The following is an 18,132-nucleotide window of genomic DNA, read 5'->3' on the forward strand; positions in this document are numbered from 1 at the left end:
AATTCGGGCCGATTATTATTTAAATGGCTATTCAAATAAATATGTTTAGTACAATTTTGTCGCTTTAATAATGGGTAGCATTTCAATGAACAAATTATCATTTCTAATTTTTCTTATCCTCCTAAGCAAACCTTCTTTTTCTCAAACTGGAGTTAAGGGAAGGCTTATAGATCAATCGGAAAACAATCCGCTGGAATATGCCAGTGTAGCGATTCACCAAAGCAAAGATAGTACACTGGTCGCTGGCGTAGTGTCTGACCAAGACGGGACATTCACTATAAACAACTTGAAACCAGGTAATTACTATCTACAGGCTCAATTTTTAGGGTATGACACCAAAGTAATTCCAGAAATCACTTTACTGAAAAATCAAATTCAGGATCTAGGAAACATATTTCTTAGCCCCGATCAGCAATTACTCGCTGAGGTAGAAGTTTCTGGAAGAAAATTCACTACGATGAATCAAGTGGATCGTCAAGTTTATAACTCAGACAATTTTCTCACCAGCCAAGGGGGAACTGCGTCTGACGTTTTGAGAAACCTCCCTTCGGTAAGCATAAATGCACAAGGCGAAATATCTGTAAGAGGCACCACTGGATTTGTGGTAATGATCAATGGTAAACCCACCCAATCAAGTCCTGAAACGCTCCTTTCTCAACTTCCTGCAAATGCAGTTGAAAAAATAGAATTGGTCACCTCTCCTTCCGCCAAATATGACCCGGAAGGAAAAGCTGGCATTATCAATATCATTACCAAAAAAGGTTTGACCGACGGTACCTTTGTGCAGGTCAATACCAAAATCGGTGCGCCAAGTATTGAACCTTATGATAACAAAGACAAGCCGCAGCGCTATGGTGCCGATTTCACTATTAACCATAAAAAAGGCAAATGGGACCTTTCTCTCGGAGGAAGCTTTCAGAGGAATGATATCAATGGAAGACGTGAAGGTAATGTCTATACGATAAGCGGGGATACCACTACTTATTTCCCTTCAGATGGAGAAAGAAGCACAGATGCAAAAACCTACGCTGGAAGATTCACGCTAGGATTTACCCCTAATGAATCAAATGATTTCAGCATAGGATTTTATGCAGGTAAAAAGACCGCTGACCGAACAGCCGATATACTTTATTACGATAATCATGCGGAGGTCAATGGAGAGCGATTGTATACGTTGCAGTATTACAATGAAAACTTGAGAATCCGACGAGGTGATTTCGTATTAGGAAGCCTAGATTACAAGCATACCTTCCAAAATAAATCTCAAATCTCAGGCTCTTTCCTTTACGAGTACACCATGCTAGGAGGCCCGACTATCAACCGCAATCTAGGCTATCCCGACACAAGTATTATATATCAAGACGAATATAACACGAACGACAACCCGCTCCATGGGACACGCCTTCAAATTGATTACAAAGCAGCGCCAAAAGACTTTGGAACACTGGAATTTGGATATCAATACAGGTATCTAAATCATACCGGAGACTTTGTCTATGAGCGGAAAAACAATGAAACCGGTGAATTTGAATTGGTTCCTGAGTTCTCGAGTACGGTTGATTTGAATAGAATTCTGCATTCTGCGTATGGGCAATTATCAGGAACTAAAGGCAAATGGAGCTATGCGGCTGGCGCAAGGGTGGAAATCATGGATAGAACATTAGACTTGACAGACAAAGCAGGTACAGTGGATACGACATATCTGTATGACTTTGTCAAGCTGTATCCGTCTGCGAGTTTGCAATATTCTATCAATGAGGAATTGCAGCTAAAAACCTCCTATTCCAAGCGAGTTGAGAGAACGACTACTTTCAAGATGAATCCATTTCCAGAGAGGGAGCATTCCGAAACACTAGAGCAAGGTGATCCTACACTTTTGCCGGAGTTTATTGACTTGGTTGAAGTAGGTATTGTTAAAAACTTCGGTAGCAATTCTCTTACGGCTACCTCCTATTTCAGGAATGTCCAAAACTTGGTAAACCGTGTCAACACTGTATATAATGACAGCATTTTGAATAGGATTTATACAAATGTAGGTACTGGAAAATCAATTGGATTGGAAGTAGGATTGGAATTAAACCCTACCAATTGGTGGCAGATTTTCGCTGGTGCAAATGTGTACCATTATTCCATTCAAGGGGAATTTGACAATCAGCCAATCGACTCTGAAAGCTGGATATACTCTATCAATGCAAACACCAGCTTTAACTTCGGCAGAAACTGGGAAGCTCAGTTGGCGGTGAATTACCTTTCCCCTACCAACACAGCGCAAGGAGAAGATTCAAGATTTCTGTCTCCCAATTTGAACATCAAAAAAACCTTCTTGGATGGTAGACTCAGCGCAACTATGCAATGGCAGAATATAGACATGGGACTTCTATCTTCAAATGAGCAGCGAATCAGCACGTGGCGGGAGGGTGAATTCTACACCACGACGAATTATGTCTATGAGGTGGATGTCATCCAGTTCAATATCAGTTATACGTTCAATAAACTGAAAAACAATTCAAAATTCATTAAGAGTGAATTTGGCGAGAAGGAATTTTAGGAGGGGATAATTCCTGGTTGAAAAGTAGCGTTTAACTATACTATTGCGTCTTTTTAATATCGCTGCCATAACCAAAATTGATCTATGAGAAATCTATTCCCCCTCTTTTTAGCAATTTCCTTTTTTACTTCCTGCACTGATGATTCTGATTTTGAAAACCCAGAAGGTGTGCTTATTCGCGTAGAGAACAGTTCTAGATTAGATTTTAAGGAAATCCTGATTAGCTCTGGAGCTGAGCCAGTTGAATTTGGTGATGTCAAAGCTGGAAAAAAATCAGATTTCAAAGAGTTTGAGTCTGCCTATAGATATGGCTTTGTGAGTTTGATGGCAGATGGGGAGGAATTGAGAATTCAACCTTTCGATTATGTGGGAGAAACCCCTCTTTCAAAAGGTTATTACACCTATAAACTAGGGGTGGATGAATCTGACCCAGAAAATCTGAGACTGACTTTGGAGCTTTTGATCGTCAATTAAGGCTATCTAACTCATATTCAAGGCTATTGGAAAGCCAGTGAAAAACGTATCAAAATTTTATCAGTTTTTTTTCAATTTCATTTGTTCAAAAGTGTTTGTCAGAAAGAAATTTCACTACATTTGCATCCGATTCAAGAGCAAGTCATGGATCAAATATTAATAGTTCGGGGTGTAGCGTAGCCCGGTATCGCGCCTCGTTTGGGACGAGGAGGTCGTAGGTTCGAATCCTGCCACCCCGACGGAAACCCTTCCAAGGGAAACCAAAAGCCTGTAAATCTACTGATTTACAGGCTTTTCTGTTTTTTAGACTTTAGTACTTTTGCCACTACCTAATTCTCTTTAGAAGTCTGGTTCTATGGATCATCAGGCATAGTTTTAAAATTATAAGTGTTTAAAGTGAATCCTTAGCCCTAGAAACTCAGCTAGATATAGGATCTATTTTTCGAAACTCTCTCCTTCTTCAGGTGGTTGCCCATTGCACTTTTATGGGAAATAGAAATCTTCTTATTAGCGGAATTAACCAGTGTTATATCAGGTTGGTTAGCGGTAGCTCACATTTAACTGGCTAAAAACTAGTTAGAATACATATTCTGAAAGTATTAGGATGAGATTTCGACGTTAAGTGTTACGATAGAGATAATTTCCTACCGCAGATTAGAAAGGCAATGCAGCGAATACTTTCCGATAAGATCAAATAGTAGTATTCTAGTGTTTGCTCAGCGACAAATATTCTCAACTCGTAGAAATCTTTCATCAACCTGGAGAGCCAGCGGGACAGTAAAACCCCACACCCCACTTTTAGCAGCAGTTTGAAAGGAAAAGCAGTAGGTACCACATCTTGGCCTTTGAATTGGAATGGGTGAAATGAACATTTAACCAACTAACCAATTTCATTATGGTAACTCAAGCAAAAGCACCGAAGAAAAAGGAATCCAAATTCAAAAAACTCTTTATCGATGAAATCAAGGATATCTATTGGGCAGAAAAGCACTTGGTAAAAGCCCTACCTAAAATGAGCAAAGGAGCTACCTCTTCCAAATTATCTGATGCTATAGACCAACACTTGGAAGAGACCAAAACTCATGTTAGCCGCCTGGAAGAAGTATTTGGAATTCTGGGATTGAAACCACAGGCAAAAAAGTGTGATGCTATGGCCGGCCTAGTCAAAGAAGCAGAATCTATTCTGGAGGATACCGATGCCGACACCATGGTGAGAGATGCCGGAATCATCATCGCCAGTCAAAAGGTGGAACACTATGAAATTGCTTCCTATGGATCGCTGGTTGCCTTTGCAAAGAAGATGGGATTGAAAGAAGCCGCCTCCTTACTGAGCAAAACTCTTGATGAAGAGAAAGCAACTGACAAAGGACTGACCAAATTGGCTACTTCAGAAATCAATGAAGAAGCTGCAGCAGCTTAACAAAAATATGAGGGCTTACCCCCTCATATTTTGATTTACTTTTTACCTAACCAACTATAACATGAAAGAAGTTTCTGAAAAAGAAATGGATCCCCAGCCCGAGTATTTGAAAAAAGGATATAAAGGATCCGGAATTCTGAAAGGCAAAGTAGCCCTTATAACTGGTGGTGATAGCGGTATTGGTAAGGCAATAGCAGTTCTTTTTGCTATTGAGGGAGCACACGTTGCCATTTCTTATCATAGTTCGGATAAAGACGCCAAACAGACCCTCCGGGAAATAAAAGAGCACTCCAAGGAAAGTATGATGATCAAGGGTGACTTGACCGACAGCAAGCATTCGAAGCAAATCATAACAAAAGTAATAAAGGAATATGGACGCCTGGATATTTTGGTAAACAACGCCGCTGTACAATTTCCGAAGGATGAGCTTACTGACATCAGCGATGAGCAGATTCAGAAAACTTTTGCAACCAATATTTTCGCCTATATGTATTTATGCAGGGAGGCGCTGCCGCATTTAAAAGAAGGGGCGGCTATCATCAATACCACTTCCGTGACCGCATATAAGGGAAATGAACGATTGATTGATTACTCTGCCACAAAGGGTGCTATTGTAAGTTTCACCCGATCGCTTTCCGCAAATCTTGCACACAAAAAAATACGCGTAAATGCCGTAGCTCCAGGGCCGATCTGGACTCCACTTATTCCTTCTACTTTTCCCCAGGAAGATGTGGATGGATTCGGCAAAGACGTCCCGCTCAATCGTCCTGGGCAGCCTTCAGAAGTTGCTCCCTGTTATTTGTTTTTGGCATCTGAGCAGTCCAGCTATATGACTGGGCAGGTTCTTCACCCAAACGGAGGCGAAATTATTAATACTTAAAAATAACAACCATAAACCCTAAAATTATGAAACCTGATTCAGACAAGAACCGAAGAATCCCAAAGGATAAAGAGGATATTAAAGTGACTCCCTTTGGCACCAAAAAAGAAAAGAGAGATGTACCTGACCAGGTGCCCAGAGAAGAATTCACCGAAGACCAACCTAATAGGGAGAAAAGCAAAAAGGGAAATTGAAAATCACATTTCCCATCAGTATTTCTTATTCACCTATTTCCGCACAGGTAGTTGGCGTCGAATCTGCTCAACTTTTCATCCCAATAATAAACCCAAATTTGGAAGTATAAATGCAAACAATCGCTTTACTAGGTGGTGGCCCTGCTGCACTATTCATGTATAAAAGAATAGTCGAAGCTAAGCTGTGTAATTACACAGTTCACATTTTTGAGAAACATGAAAAACTTGGTGCTGGCTTACCTTATAGTAAATATGGTGCCTCTAAGGAGCATATCACGAATGTGTCATCCAATGAAATCCCGTCTATCAAAACCTCTGTAAAAGATTGGATATCTCAGGCTCCCAAGGCTTTGCTTCGGAAATTTGATATGGATGAAATTAGCCTGAATGAATATAAAGTTCTCCCGCGTCTTCTATTTGGGGAATATCTCGAAGCTCAATTCAACTTACTTCAGAAAGAAGCTAAAAAAGCTGGAATTCAGACGGTTGTTCATTTAAATTCAGAAGTGGTTAACGTATTGGATAATGAAAATGCCGAAAAAGTAAATGTAATCCTGAAATCAGGAGAAAAGTTAACCTTGGATAAGGTAATCATCTGTACCGGCCATTCCTTTCCGCGAAAGAAGGAAAAGAAAGTGAAAGGATGGTTTGATTCCCCCTATCCGCCAGAAAAATTAGCTCTTCAGGTTAATTATAAAGTAGCCATTCGTGGAGCCTCACTGACGGCAATTGATGCAGTTCGAACCATGGCTCGAGCTAATGGGAAGTTTACCCACGGCTCGGATGGAGTTTATACCTACCACCTGAGCAAAAAAAGTAAAGGGTTCAAAATCAAACTGTTCTCATTGGGCGGCCTATTACCGGGTGTGAGAATCCATTTGGAAGACACACGTCCCGATCCTTCAGATCTTCTCTCAGAAGATGAAATCAAAATCATCAAAAATCAACATAAGGGTTTTATTCCTCTGGATTATGTCTATGATCAGAACTTCAGGAAGATTTTGCAGGAAAAGCAACCCGATCTGTATAAGGAGTCCAAGGGAATGGCCATGGAGGAATTTATGGAGTTTATGATGGACAAGCGAAAAAAAACTGATCCAATGAGGCTATTCAGGCAGGAATATGAGGAAGCGGAGCAGTCCATAGAAACTCAGGAATCCATCATTTGGAAAGAAACTTTGGCTGATTTAAGCTATGTGATCAATTATGCTATCAAGCATTTTTCAGCGGAGGATATGCTGCGGTATAAAAGATCTCTCCAACCCTTAATTTCGCTCATCATAGCTTTTGTACCTCAAAGTTCAGCCAGAGAAATATTGGCTCTACATAATGCAGGGGTCCTGGAATTGGTGGATGTCGATAAGAACAGCCTAGTAAAACCTTCGGAAAAAGGAGGATGTATATACAGCTATGGCGATAAAAAGAATCAAAAAAAGAAGGAGCATTTCAAAATGTTCATCGATGCCTTGGGACAGATGCCTTTTTACTTTAAAAAGTTACCATTTAACGGACTTATACATACCCATACGCTGAGTCCTGCCTATCTTAATTTTGCTGATCAGGAAAATGCCATACAAGAATTCGAAGAGGGAAATAAGGAAGTGCATAAAGATGTTTCTGGTGTTTACCTCCTGCATTTACCTGGGATTTCCATCAACGACTATTTCCAACCTTTAAATCAATATGGTGTGGCAAATAAAAGGATATATGTAATGGCCGTGCCTTATATATCCGGTCTTAATCCTGACTATTCTGGACTGGATTTCTGTGAAGTTGCTTCACAAAAAATTCTGGATAATCTAACTGACCCTTATCATAGAAATAGATAAGGTTAAAGATTAGAAAATTTGGGTAGGACAAAATTCATAAAAAAAATCCCAGCAAATTGCCGGGATTTTATTTTGTGAATTCTTAATCACAATTAAGCCTGCTGGTCACGCAGCTGCTTAATTTTGTCGTGTGATTGACGTAAAGTTGCCTTTTGCTCCAGAATCAAAGACTTTAGATTTGCTGGCAAGTCCTCATCTTGTGCGGCATCTTTATACGCTTTCTGTGCGGCATCCTCACCGAATTCGCAGTTTTCCAAAATGCTTTTTCTGTTATGGCCTGTAAACACAGCCTTAACATCCATCCAGGCTCTATAAAGTTTGCCACTTGCAGTACTGCTTCCCTCTGTATCTTCCCTGAAGACGTTGAGTTCAGTGGATAAGGCCATTTTGCATTTGCGGCTTTCATCTATCATGGATAGAAAGAGAGGTTTCAAATCCTGATCCTCAGGCTTCAGGTTTTCAATAGCTTTTTCATAACCTTCAATACGATCGTTGTTGATCTGTACCAGGTCATTTAGAATTTCTGCAGCTTCATTGATAGTTTTCATAATTGGTTGCTTTGTGGTTTAAATAATTTGTGTCAATGACCAGTGTCATTGATTTATTATCATCCAAAGAATTTGCCATAGCGAAAGGAGCCCTTTAAATCGCTTTATGAGTCTATTACAGCCAGTTTTCCACAGTAGCTGTTAATTCAGAGGTTTGTGGCTATGAAAAATAATCCTCAGTGTGTAGAGTTTAATGCAAAAAAAGTATTCTGGAAATTCTATGGTATTGAATTGAATAACCAAATAATTCCACAATGCTTCCTTAAAAACAAAATGCATTTTATCGTCTAAATACAAACTATTTAACGTCACGAAACTCAAGTACTAATTACATACAGAAATCTTATAAAAAACATTGATAATCAATCACTTAAAATCATTACTTTTTACTAAATTAAACATTCAAATGTGAGACTAGCCACTATGAAAACCCTACCATCCCCTACCTACTTATTCATTAGTGAGTTTGATGTGAAACAACACTTAAAAAGTCTATATCCAATAGTTAGGGTTCAGGTTTACGGCGAAAGGCTTGATGAAAAACCACTTCATACCCTTTACATTAAATTTTTTGAGCGTTCGACTAACCTTCTCAACGACTATGAGAACTCAATAAGAACTATAGTTAAACAGTATTTCGCTAAGGCCCTTGCTTTTGAATCTGAATGGATCAACTGAAATAACCATTCATACCTACTTACTCTTCAATTTATTAATATTGAAAAATCACTGTACCTTATTGATTTTTCTTCAGTTCAAGTAACCCTGACCAAGCTTGCCCCATACCTTCCTTGTAAGCGTTGACTGGGTCCAATCAAAGAAAGTCCTTCAGCGAATCTTTTAGCAGTATTTTTACTGACAAAATCACAACTTATCAAGTCCATCCACGGTACTGATTATTCCTTTTTCCTGATTTTCAATGACCGAAATATCACCAGTACTCTCCAATACCACTAAATACACCTCATCTAAATTTGCATATCCCTTTAGCCTACACTCATTAAATACTTCCTCAGAAGTGAGTCGTTGAGTCTTCATTTCGTTTTCCAAAAACTCACCTTTGTAAAAAACTATCACAGGTTTACTTGTCACCAAAGTCCTGAAACCTTTGATATGAACAGACAGGAAAGTAAAGACAAACTGCATAAAAATAAACAGCGAAATAGCCAATACACCATCTGTCAAAGTGATGTTTTTATTCAACGCTATAGAGGCTAAACATGAGCCTAAAGCAATGGTGACCACAAAGTCAAAAGCATTCATTTTGGATAAAGTTCTCTTCCCTGAGATTCGGAGCAGAAATACCATCGCCAGATAACCCAATATTGTTAATATTCCAGTTCTTATTGTACTTTCCCAGTTTTCAAAAATTAAAGTTTCCATATAAATATTTGTCTAATTTGTCTAAACGCTTCCACTAAGTAAGCAAAAGCAATGCGCGAGATATTAAAGTAAAGAATTGAGGCCAATTCGGGCTACGGGCACTTGTATTGAGCGTAATCGAAGTATCGGTCTAATAACCTGATAAGAAAAGCCTCTGAGGAACTGGCTTAATTACGGCTAATCAAATAATTTTTAATTAAATGTAACATTAAATTCCCCTTACACATGAAATTTATATTGGGCCTAAAAACAACGATTACACCCCTAATCAACTCATTGTAAGCCAAGTTAATACACCTATGTAAAAGAAAAAGTTTTCTTAAACAAACTAGCTTACTGCTAAAAGCACATCTAGGAAATGTTCAAAAAAATAAATAAATACTAATCTACTTATAAGGAAAGATCCATTGACAGCTAAAAAAATGAACCTATATTTCCATATTACCTTCAAATCAACCGCACATAAAATGAGTCAAGCCTTAATTTTATATATATCTTCTATGTCCTACAAAAAACCGTAAGAAGGGAATTACCCCCTCCCTTAAAATTTCGAGAATTTGATGAAGAAGGTTACGATTAAGTATTTTTACTATATACTGGCTTTATGCCTTTTGTTAAAGCATCCTGTGCTTTCACAATCTGTTCCTAGCTCATCAACTAAAAACCCTGAAATTGTCCACAACTACGTGATGGAAATTTGGAACAACTCCAAAGGACTGCCCCAAAATGCAGTATTCGCTATGGAAAAGGACAATTTTGGATATTTATGGACTGCAACAGAGGAAGGATTAGCCAGATTTGATGGAAAAATTCTCAAAGTATTTGACCAGGACAACTATCCTGAAATGCTTGAGCAGACTTATTACAATTTTTTTAAAACCGAAAGTGGTATTTGGGCGGCCGGAGACCGGAGTATTGCTTTGCTTAATAAAAACATCAAAACAATAATTGATTGCTCCGAAATAACGGATAAAGCCTTGATCAGAGCAATAGCAGATAATGGAGAAGGTGGTTTACTTATAGGCAATCAAAAAGGTCAGATTTTCTCTTGGGATCAGGAGACATTCACTCTTCTGCCGTATTGGACTCCTGGAGTTCCGCTGGACATATTCGGATTTTACCCACTGAAAAACTCAATTATACTTGTGGGTACATCACGCGGCATATATGAACTGAACCTACAAACCAGAAAAGTGAAATTGGTTACCAGGCAGGATTTCTCTGCATTAAAAATTTTTGGCAATGGGGATCAACTTTATGTATATGCTCTTGATGAAGGGATTTTTCGCTTAAAAGAAGGTTATATTCTTGAAAACATCTATTCTTTTAAGCAGGTCAACATCATCTCACCGTCCAGCCTTATTGCAGATTCGGACAACTCGATCTGGGCCGGGTCTCTGGAAAGCGGACTTATTAAAATGTCAGAAGGAAGAATTACCCAAATTATTTATCCAGAGCTCCAAACTTATACAGTAAGAAAAATCATCAGAGAAAAAGACAATCTATACCTGGGTACTGTGGGTAAAGGATTGGCAATTGTAAGACCTGCCAAAATCAAACATTTAAACCAGGATGTTTTACAGGAGAAAAACATCAAGCCAATTTATCAAGCTGCCGATAGTAGTATTTGGATTGGGACTAAATCCGATGGAGTTTACCAATTAAAGAATGGAGAAATAAATTCCTGGAAAGATGAGGACGGGCTATTACAAAACAGAGTTAATACCATCGGATCTGCCAATGGAAAAGTTTACGTGGGAAGTCTTGGGGGGGTATCAATTATTGACCAGCAAAATGGTCAAATAGTAGAATACCTCACAAAAGAAAATGGACTGCAAAGCAATTATGTCTATGCCATATTCCGGGATTCAAAAAATTGGCTTTGGATTCTGACCCGGGGCGGTGGTATTCATTACATTGATGAAAAGGACAGCTTTCACCAAGTAGAATTACCCGAAAAGTACGCCAATACCAGTTTTATTAGTATTCTGGAGTTGAATAATAAACAGGTAATCATAGGATCTGTTAACGAGGGTTTTCTTCGTTTTGAAAATGATCAATTGATCGAAAACCAAATCCTACCATTGCCAATGAGTGAAAATCTTATCTATAGTATGTATGAAGACAGAGATGGAGATTTGTGGTTTGCTACCCACGGTGGCATCGTGCTTTTACATCAAGGGGAATTTAAGATTCTAAAAAAAGAAAACGGCCTAAAATCCCGAGGTGTTTTCAGTATCATTTCAGATGGAAACTCTGGTATATGGACTACCAATAATTTTGGAGTCCAATACTTCCCCAATTCTGAGCTAGAAAAATTCAAACATACTTCCGATGAAGATTTTCATATTGTCAATAACTTTTACAATGAAAGTCATGGAATGCCTAATTCAGAAACAAATGGCTTAATCTTCCCCTCGGCATTAAAGGACTATTCGGGGGAAATCTGGATCCCAACAGTGGAAGGAATTGGTATCATTCGTGGGCCATCATTGGCAGAAAAAGAAGACTCAAAGAATTTCCTCTTTATGTGGGATAACCTTCACGTGGGTGGTCAAATAATTGGAATAGAAAATGAAATTACCATTCCGGAAGGAGTGCGGATCTTTCAGGTAACTTTTAGTCTGATTGATATTGAAAGTCCGGATAGGTATTCTTTTTTTTACCGTATTAATAAAAACTCGGAGGAATGGCAACCCATCAGTGACAGTAGGCAGCTTAATTTTACGGGGTTAAAGCCGGGCTACTACAACTTGGAAATAAAAGTGCTTCGCCATGGAAAAACTGAACTGATAAAGTCTTTACCTATTAGGGTAAAAGCAACTTGGTTTGAAAGTCTAGTTTTCAAGATCTTACTACTGATAGCGTTTGGAGTTCTAGTCAGTTTTATGGTAAAGTATTATTACAATGTCAGGATGAAAAGGAGTTTGGAATGCAAGGTGAATCAACGAACGGCTGAATTGAGCAATACTAACGACCAACTTAAAAAAGCATTGAGTGAGATAGAACGCAAGAACAACGTACTAATTGCTATCACCTGGCATCAATCCCATAAGGTAAGAGCGGCTTTAACCAAAGCAATGGGAATAGCACAGGTATTGAGTCAATATTCAAGTTATCCGGAAATAGGTCTCAGTAAAAATGAGTTGGAAATAGAACTCCAAAAATCGCTGGAGGAACTCGACCAAATCGTCAGAAAAACACACTCAATGTCCGAAAACATGAAAAACCATGAAAGCTAAACTACCCGTAATATACATTATCGACGATGACCAAATAATTATATTACTGCACAAAGCACAAGTCAAAACACAACTTCAAGGCATGGATGTACAGGCCTTCCATGATGCACAAGAAGCTTTAGAAACGCTCGCATCCTTAAATAGCACTGGGCAAAAGAACCTGATTTTTTTGGATATCAACATGCCTAGAATGAATGGCTGGCAATTTTTGGATCAACTACAGGAACGTGTTAATTGTGAAGATATCAAGGTGATTATTGTAACCTCATCACTGAGTAAGTCGGACAAGGATAAGTCTACACAATATCCCATGGTCATAGATTATTGGGAAAAACCTATGGGATCAGCTCAATTGACCGAGCTGAGGGAACGATTGGGCGAGTGGTTACCTAAAAATTAGTTTGACTGTTTTAAGCTATTTAATGCCACCGGGTTGTTTTTCAGTAAGTTAAATTAGTTTCATTGATTGCTTTCAAAGATAATGTCCTTCAACCCACTGCTGGTAAATCCTGTAAAATCCCGACCACCTAGGGCTCAAGACGAAAGTTGAAGAGTTTTTGAGCTAAGTACCGGCCACTGTATTTTTTGAATAAAAAAATTCAGAAGTGATGTTTTTACGTTGAATTCCTTTTGTAGTATTTCAGCAATGGATCGTTGGATTCCAGTTGCGCTGCGTCACCCTGTCAAATATCCTGTGTTTCCTGCAAAATCCACGTAGAGTCAGTTTGCTGATTAAACTTTTCCAGATAAAAAATATCATTTCCGCATTCCTATTCAACGCATGGAAAAGCTGATAGATCTACTTCTAATCACGCAATGCCTTTTGACAATTGATTTAACATGTTTGAGTTTTCATTAGGAAAAATCTTAGCACTCACGCCTTTAGCATGAAAGAGACTTCTTAATGTTCTTTCATAAAACATGGTATTTGTTTCCCACAAATCCCTTTCTTCCTTATCAACCTCCAAGCATTCAATATTCTTAAGAAACTGTGAAGAAATCAGTTTAGTAATCCATTCAAAATCCGCCTCTCTAATCTTGCCTAGTTTGACTTTTTTACCTAAGTATTTTGCCCAAGTAGTTGTAAAAACCACCTCATCGGAAAATATATTCTCTACTGAATCCTGCTTTTTTCGATCGGAAGGGTTTCTCCACAATTCAACCACTGAGAAGCATTTGCCATGCTTAAAAATAAAGTGCTCAACAATTTCAGGCAAGGCCTGTTTCGGGCAGATAGACATTCCGTCAGTTTTTGAAAAGTTGTCAAAACAAAGCTCAAGATTAAAACTTTGTCCTAAAGTAGGAATTAGCCAATCGTACCATTTACTCCCTTTTTTTGTGTTAAACTCTGCGCAATCTATCCCTATTCTCAAAGTTTCAAACCCATAAGTCTTCAGCTTCTCTATTTCAAGATTTACTTCCCTTCTATTTCTTGCAGTGAACCAAATTATCTCATTATCTAAAAGCTCTTGACTAAAGCTATCTTCTTTAGGAATTGAATCAATTTTCATAGGGATTAAATTTTGCGATTAAGAATTTTTTAGTGCGGACTATAATGGTCTACTACTAATTACTTATTCAAAAAAATTACCAAATCAAAAAGCCACTTCCTAAGGCAGGAAATGGCTTTACATAGTTTTTACAACTAAATTCAGCGACTAATTTTTCTCAATTTGTGGAGAATTTGCGTGCGCTTTCATCTGGCAAACCTATCAAGAACTTTCTTCTGGTTTAGCCAAAAAACCAGTAAGTAGAAATCCAAGAATAAAAATCGTAAGTGTCCCCATTACGATAGTCAGATTAGTATGCAGGGTATTTTCAAAGCCCTCCAAACTAGTTCCTTTAAATAAAATCGCTGAAAGACTCATCCATCCAATAACCAAAACACCGCACAACACGCCGATTGCTGCTGCTTTGCTCGAGGCCTTTTTTACTACAAAACCCAGTAAAAACAAACCTAAAATCCCACCACTAAAAATGGAAGAAAGAGCCCACCAAGCTTCTAAGGCACTAGTCACTCCATTAAAGGCTAAAGCAACCAATATACTGAGACCTCCCATTACGAAGGAACTTAGCAAAAGCACGCGCATGGATTGCTTCTCGGTGGCATTTTTGTGAATGTATTTGCGATAATGATCTGAAAGAAATACCGTCGCTGAGCTATTGATACTCGTAGAAACAGTGCTCATACCTGCTGCAAAAATCGAAGCAATCAAAATGCCTGTCACACCCGTCGGAAGCCCTGATACAATGAAGTAGGGAAATACCTTATCGGCATTCTCAGCCAACTGCAATTCTGCAGGCAAAAGATCCGGAAAAGCCTGATAATAGGAAAAAAGCGCTGTTCCAATAAAGAAAAACAATAAGGAAACTGGTACATAAAGTAAGCTACCCAACCACGTGGATTTCACTGCTTCCTTCTCTGATTTGGCGCTGATATAGCGCTGAATGTAACTTTGATCTATCCCAAAATTCTGTAGGTTAATAAAGAGCCCATAGATCAAAATCATCCAGAAAGTAGATTCTACGAAGTTGATTTTAAAACTTCCCAAACTGAATTTATTTGCTTCAGCTGCGATAGTAATCACTTCTCCAGGTCCATTTGGCATAGAAAACAAGATCACTACAAGACACAGCAATGCTCCTCCAATCAAAACTATCCCTTGAATAGCATCTGTCCAGATCACTGCTTCGATCCCACCTAGCATGGCATAAACCATCACGCTAATTCCTGTACAGACGATAATAATAGGAACGCTCCATCCGAATAAAGCATTCATCGGCAACGCCAGCAAGTACATGATTGCTCCCATTCTTGCCAGCTGAGTCAATAAGTAGCAAATGGAAGCATAGACTCTAGCCCAGGAACCAAAACGAGTTTCCAGGTAATAATAAGCGGATTCGCTTTGGAGATTTCTATACAAGGGGACAAAATACTTTACCGCTATCCAAGCGGCAAAAGGTATGGAAAGGCTAAAGACAAATCCGTTCCAGTTGGATAAAAAAGCATTTCCAGGAAGTGCCAAGAAACTTATACTGCTCACAAACGTGGCGAATATTGACATTCCTATCGCCCAGCTTGGAAGCCTTCCGCCTCCAGTTGTATATTCCAGAGCCGTCCGTTTGCGGAATGAAAAGGAGATTCCAAACCCAACAATAGCAGCCATGTAAACAAGAAAAACTAGTAAATCTATTAAAGGTAAATCCATCTGTTCTGGGGCTTTTTGGGAAGAGAAAATTAAGTAACGCTAATTATAGGATTCAAACCAGTCAAACTTTCTTGAGTTCTAGCTGATTAGTAATCTCAATTAATCTTTTTCGGAGTTCTTCTACTTCTTCTTCTGAGAATGGATACAATGGTGAGGCAAATTGTGCTTGGCAAAGTCCTCTAAATGACATCGCAGTTTTCAGCCCTTTCATATAGCTAGACTTATAGCCCCCTACTTGATAGATCTTAGTACTGATTTCCATCACCACAGCTTGGAATTCTTTTACTTTTCCAAAATCCCTTTTCACAGCAGCCTCATAGAGCCCCACATAGACTTCCGGAAATAGATTAGCTCCCCCACAAACTCCACCATGACTCCCCATCAATACCGTTTCGGCCATCATTTCTTCCGGTCCTACCATCAGCACAAAATCAGGCTGATCTCTAAAGGCATGGCATAGCGACTGAAAATACACACCATGTGCAGAGCTGTCCTTCAAGCCAATAATCCGCTCATGTGAGGAAAGTTTGACTACCGTATCCACCTCGATGATTAGTTTGGTATGAGAGGGCATGTTGTAAAGAAACATTGGAATAGAGATTCCGTCCGCCAATTGCTTGAAATAGGAATACATTTCTGATTGATCAATAGTAATGTAAAAAGGCGGTGCAGCCACCACAGCATCTGCTCCAGCTTCTTCGGCGTAGTCTGCCAAAGCGATACTTTCCTCAATCGAAACATCCGTTATCCCAACCAATACAGGCACTCTTCCGGCTACCAGCTCACAGGTCTGCGTGATCAATTCTCTTCGAACTTGATAGCTAAGCCCTGAGAATTCTCCAGTAGTTCCTAGGATAAAAATACCATGAACTCCTCCAGCTATCAAGTGCTCTATCAATTTCTGAACACTTGCGGAATCTAGAGCCCCATCAGCATTCAGAGGTGTAATCATCGGAGGGATAATCCCTCTCAGTGGGAAATTTGTTTTAGTTAAAAGTGACATAGTTATTGTATAAAAAGGTGTTGAGATCTAAGACAAAAATCTGGTAAAAGCCTTCTCCATTGAGAGTTCCTTTCCTATTGTAAGCGATAGTATGGCCTTTGTTTGACCAGTTGATATTGCTGAGATGAGTGAATGGTTTTTCTGGCGCAGGCAAAACCAGAATCGTCTTTCCAGTTTCTACGGATGTGACATAAATGGCCTCATTTGCTCCATACGCGAGATATTTTCCATCTGCACTTAGCGCGAACGAAGTATCTGGAGAAAAGTCATTTGCTGTAATGGCTTTGATCGAACCCCCAACCGGAGAAACTGCATGAATCTGGATAATACCTGAATCTTCCTTTTGATAGAAATAGATGGCATTGCCATCCGGTGAACTTCTCAACCATTGTCGAGGTCTCTGGACTCCAGGGTTTTTATTTTCTGTTGTAAAAGTCAATCTACGTTGAGTGACTCCTTTAGGAAGAGAAGGCAGCTTTGTCAAACTCCCCGCATTGACTGAATTAATTAAAATAGAATTATCGTCAGGGATATCCGTGATAAAAACCTCTGTGACTTTTTCACCAGAACTGGAAACCACGTCTCCCAAAAATGCCAAAGCGCGCTTTTGTCTTGTCCCATCAGACTTGAAATACCCCTCATTTCCTACCCAGCATTCTTCGTAGGCTTTGCTGATTTGATCCGAACCTGGGGCTGGATTGTTAGTCACTTCGGCGAGTAGAATGGCAAAACTAGTCCCATCAAAGTTCTCATCATTTTGCTCTGCATCAACTTCCACTTTCTCCCCTACCAGAAAAGCGCCCACAGTTCTGAGGTCTGAAACAGTTGGGTTTTCTTTGGAAGTATGTTCTAAAATTTCATCATTATAAGTAAAGCTAACGAATTGACCATCTGTGCTGTATGAATAAGCGTGAGAACCTCCACGCAAAGCTCCGTTGGTAAAGGGAAATTGCACATCCCGAGCTTCCATGGGGTCTGATTGATTGTCATTTTCCAAATCAACTTGCATGGCAAATCTTCTGGTAAAGCCATAAGGAACCTCTTCCGAAGCATTCTTTAACCCATGAATAAATACAACTTCGTTTCGAGAAGGATGAAAGCTTACCGCTCCAGTTCCCGGTCCAAACACAGTTTGGTTATAAAGCTGGTAAATAGTTTGAATTTCCCTGGTTGCAATATTCACTACTCCGATCGAAGCGTTTTCTCCGATTTTTGAATCATCGTTTCTACCATCAAATGCCAACAAACGATCATCGGGAGAAAAAGCCTGCCGCTGATTCAGCATATGACCTGATAGATCTTTGGTTACTTGAATTTCCTGTGTTTCAGAAGGAGTTTGATTCATTGTTTCATTTTTGTCGTTGCATTTCACCAAAGTGAAAAGTAGTGGTATTAGTAGAAT

General features: G+C 39.2%; 14 protein-coding genes and 1 tRNA gene. 9 read left to right on the forward strand and 6 right to left on the reverse strand.

The window, feature by feature from the left end; translation table 11 throughout:
• Positions 1–85: 85 nt before the first annotated feature.
• From QOL76_RS01755 to QOL76_RS01785, 7 genes are all read left to right on the forward strand, one after another.
• Complete coding sequence (locus QOL76_RS01755) at positions 86–2,548, forward strand: TonB-dependent receptor (protein WP_283411302.1); 2,463 nt, start codon at positions 86–88, stop codon at positions 2,546–2,548.
• Positions 2,549–2,632: 84 nt separating this feature from the next.
• Entirely contained in the window at positions 2,633–3,022 is a 390-nt protein-coding gene (locus QOL76_RS01760) for a hypothetical protein (RefSeq protein WP_283411303.1), read from the forward strand.
• A 165-nt stretch (positions 3,023–3,187) separates the two neighbouring features.
• Positions 3,188–3,261 (forward strand) — tRNA-Pro (locus tag QOL76_RS01765).
• 656 nt (positions 3,262–3,917) lie between these two features.
• Positions 3,918–4,442 carry a YciE/YciF ferroxidase family protein gene (locus QOL76_RS01770; protein WP_283411304.1) on the forward strand — a complete coding sequence of 175 codons (525 nt, stop codon included), beginning with the start codon at positions 3,918–3,920 and terminating at the stop codon, positions 4,440–4,442.
• A gap of 61 nt (positions 4,443–4,503) precedes the next feature.
• Entirely contained in the window at positions 4,504–5,322 is an 819-nt protein-coding gene (locus tag QOL76_RS01775; RefSeq protein ID WP_283411305.1) for an SDR family oxidoreductase, read from the forward strand.
• A gap of 26 nt (positions 5,323–5,348) precedes the next feature.
• On the forward strand, positions 5,349–5,516 hold the full coding sequence (locus tag QOL76_RS01780; protein WP_283411306.1) for a hypothetical protein: 168 nt from the start codon (positions 5,349–5,351) through the stop codon (positions 5,514–5,516).
• 110 nt (positions 5,517–5,626) lie between these two features.
• The gene (locus QOL76_RS01785) at positions 5,627–7,345 is read left to right on the forward strand and encodes an FAD/NAD(P)-binding protein (RefSeq protein WP_283411307.1); all 1,719 of its coding nucleotides are present in this window, start codon (positions 5,627–5,629) and stop codon (positions 7,343–7,345) included.
• Positions 7,346–7,437: 92 nt separating this feature from the next.
• Here the strand turns inward: QOL76_RS01785 and QOL76_RS01790 are convergent, their stop codons facing one another.
• A complete protein-coding gene (locus tag QOL76_RS01790; protein WP_283411308.1) occupies positions 7,438–7,893 on the reverse strand; it encodes a PA2169 family four-helix-bundle protein in 456 nt (151 codons plus the stop codon).
• 864 nt (positions 7,894–8,757) lie between these two features.
• Positions 8,758–9,276: a DUF421 domain-containing protein gene (locus QOL76_RS01795; RefSeq protein WP_283411309.1), complete on the reverse strand. Its 519-nt coding sequence runs from the start codon at positions 9,274–9,276 to the stop codon at positions 8,758–8,760.
• Between the two features lie 560 nt (positions 9,277–9,836).
• On the opposite strand from QOL76_RS01795, the gene QOL76_RS01800 reads away from it, so the two are divergent.
• Both QOL76_RS01800 and QOL76_RS01805 read left to right on the forward strand, forming a co-directional pair.
• Positions 9,837–12,518, forward strand: a complete 2,682-nt coding sequence (locus QOL76_RS01800) for a ligand-binding sensor domain-containing protein (RefSeq protein ID WP_283411310.1) — start codon at positions 9,837–9,839, stop codon at positions 12,516–12,518.
• Positions 12,508–12,918: a response regulator gene (locus tag QOL76_RS01805; RefSeq protein ID WP_283411311.1), complete on the forward strand. Its 411-nt coding sequence runs from the start codon at positions 12,508–12,510 to the stop codon at positions 12,916–12,918. The genes QOL76_RS01800 and QOL76_RS01805 overlap by 11 nt, the downstream gene beginning before the upstream one ends.
• A 409-nt stretch (positions 12,919–13,327) precedes the next feature.
• Here QOL76_RS01805 and QOL76_RS01810 read toward each other — a convergent pair whose 3' ends face one another.
• The 4 genes from QOL76_RS01810 to QOL76_RS01825 form a co-directional block, all read right to left on the reverse strand.
• Complete coding sequence (locus QOL76_RS01810; protein WP_283411312.1) at positions 13,328–14,029, reverse strand: hypothetical protein; 702 nt, start codon at positions 14,027–14,029, stop codon at positions 13,328–13,330.
• 201 nt (positions 14,030–14,230) lie between these two features.
• Positions 14,231–15,727, reverse strand: a complete 1,497-nt coding sequence (locus QOL76_RS01815) for a sodium:solute symporter family protein (protein ID WP_283411313.1) — start codon at positions 15,725–15,727, stop codon at positions 14,231–14,233.
• Positions 15,728–15,788: 61 nt separating this feature from the next.
• Positions 15,789–16,730 (reverse strand): dihydrodipicolinate synthase family protein, encoded by a 942-nt coding sequence (locus QOL76_RS01820; protein WP_283411314.1) that lies wholly within the window; start codon positions 16,728–16,730, stop codon positions 15,789–15,791.
• Positions 16,714–18,075 (reverse strand): DUF3748 domain-containing protein, encoded by a 1,362-nt coding sequence (locus QOL76_RS01825; RefSeq protein ID WP_283411315.1) that lies wholly within the window; start codon positions 18,073–18,075, stop codon positions 16,714–16,716. Before QOL76_RS01825 ends, QOL76_RS01820 begins: the two co-directional genes overlap by 17 nt.
• Positions 18,076–18,132: the final 57 nt, after the last annotated feature.

The organism is Algoriphagus winogradskyi (genome assembly GCF_900182815.1).
Taxonomy (GTDB): domain Bacteria; phylum Bacteroidota; class Bacteroidia; order Cytophagales; family Cyclobacteriaceae; genus Algoriphagus; species Algoriphagus winogradskyi.